Annotated in this window: 2 protein-coding genes; both read left to right on the forward strand. The window is 73.5% G+C overall.

Annotation, left to right across the window (positions count from 1 at the left end):
* Positions 1-194: 194 nt before the first annotated feature.
* Positions 195-716: a universal stress protein gene (locus ACFWIS_RS40600; RefSeq protein WP_380460631.1), complete on the forward strand. Its 522-nt coding sequence runs from the start codon at positions 195-197 to the stop codon at positions 714-716.
* Positions 717-940: 224 nt separating this feature from the next.
* Positions 941-1,645 (forward strand): DsbA family oxidoreductase, encoded by a 705-nt coding sequence (locus ACFWIS_RS40605; protein WP_380460629.1) that lies wholly within the window; start codon positions 941-943, stop codon positions 1,643-1,645.
* The last annotated feature ends 187 nt before the right edge of the window (positions 1,646-1,832 follow it).

The following is a 1,832-nucleotide window of genomic DNA, read 5'->3' on the forward strand; positions in this document are numbered from 1 at the left end:
AGGGTCGGCGGTCCGAAAATCATCCAGCCCCCGGAGCGCCCACCCCCGGAACCGCCCCCGGCGTCACCCACCCTCCCGAAAGCCCACCCCCCAAACAGAAACCCCCACCCCCACCCCGGCGCGGCTCCAGCCGGCCCCTCCACCAGCCGGGCGATGATTACGCGGCTGTGGGTCCGCGGTGAGGAGAGTGTGCGGTGGCCGGTGTGAGCCCGGGGCGGGAGGTTCCCGTGGTGCTGTCGGTGCTGGGGCGGCCGCCGACGGGGCGGCCACCGGGGGTGCTGGCGGCGTGTGACGGGTCGGACGGCTCGCTGTGGGCGCTGGACCGGGCGATGACGGAGGCGGAGCTGTTCGGGCTGCCGCTGTACGTGCTGGCCGTGGTGAACCCGGCGCCGACCGGGTACCCGCCGGGAATGGCGGAGCTGGTGCAGGAGAGCGTGGAGACGCTGGTCGAGAGCATGGCGGACGGGCTGCGCCGGGCGGTGGCGACGGTGCTGCGGCAGCGGGTGCGGCCGTACGCGGGGGAGATGTCGCTGCACGTGGTGCTGGGCAATGTGATCGAGGTGCTGCTGGCGGCGTCGACCCGGCAGCACACGCTGGTGGTCGGCACCCGGGGCAACGGGGGTTTCTCCCGACTGCTGCTGGGTTCGGTGAGTTCGGCGGCGGTGCACCACGCGGCCTGCCCGGTCCTGGTGGTCCCGGCGCCCGCCGAAGCCTGAGCCGACGGGACCGCTCCCGGAGGGCCGGCCCTGGTCCCCGCCGGCCCTGGTCCCCGCCGGTCCGGTCCCGATCCCCGCCGGTCACGATCCCCGCCGGTCCCGGTCCCGGCCGGTCCCGGTCCCGGCCGGTCCCGGGCCGGCGTCAGTGCCGGGAATGTACCGAGATGGTTCATCGTTCACCTATCTCGTACCCCACCCCGACACGCCCCTGGAGCCCCCCGAACATGAAGGTCGAGATCTGGTCCGACATCGCCTGCCCCTGGTGCTACATCGGCAAGCGCCGTTTCGAGCAGGCCCTGGCGGACTTCCCCGGCAAGGAGGGTGTCGAGGTCGTCTACCGCCCGTACCAGCTGGTCCCGGACGCACCGGCGACCGCGAGCCCGCACCGGGCCTGGCTGGCCGAGCGCTACGGCCCGCAGTCGGTCGCGATGGACGCGCGGGTGGCCGAGCTGGGCCTGGCCGAGGGCATCACGTACGACTTCGACGCGGCCCTGCACGCCAACACCTTCCTGGGCCACCGCCTGCTGCACCTCGCCGAGGCCGAGTACGGCGCGGAGGCGCAGGGCCGGCTGAAGGAGGCGCTGCTGAAGGCGCACTTCACCGACGGCGTGGACGTCGGCGACCGCGCCGCGCTGGCGGACGTCGCCGTGGCGGCGGGCCTGGACCGCGAGCGGGTGACGGCCTACCTGGCGGGCGATGAGGGCACCGCCGAGGTCCGCGCCCAGCTGGCGGAGGCCCGTGAGCTGGGCATCAGTGCCGTTCCGACCTTCGTGTTCGAGGACAAGTGGGCGGTCCAGGGCGGGCAGGACACCGAGACCTTCCGCAAGGTGCTGGAGCAGGTCGCCGCCGAGATCGGTGAGCGCCGCCCGGCGCCGGTACCGGTTGCCCCGGCCGGGGAGGCCTGCGCGGACGGATCCTGCGCGATCTGATACCGAACGACCTGACGCCGACCGACCGACCTCACACCGAACGACCTGACATCGAAGGACGAAGGGGCCCGTCCCGGGGGAGCTGTCACCAGCCCCGTTACCTTCTTCGTGGCCCTGAAACGGGGCTCCTGGCCTCCGGGTCCGGCATGACTGTTGCCCCCTGTCGATCGCATGACCTGGGGGGTGG

Origin of the sequence: Kitasatospora sp. NPDC127060 (genome assembly GCF_042724935.1) — a bacterium.
Taxonomy (GTDB): Bacteria; Actinomycetota; Actinomycetes; order Streptomycetales; family Streptomycetaceae; genus Kitasatospora.

Bases quoted from the DNA above. Each gene is read 5' to 3' on its own strand.
- ACFWIS_RS40605 (WP_380460629.1), top strand. From the start codon at position 941: ATGAAGGTCGAGATCTGGTCCGACATCGCCTGCCCCTGGTGCTACATC.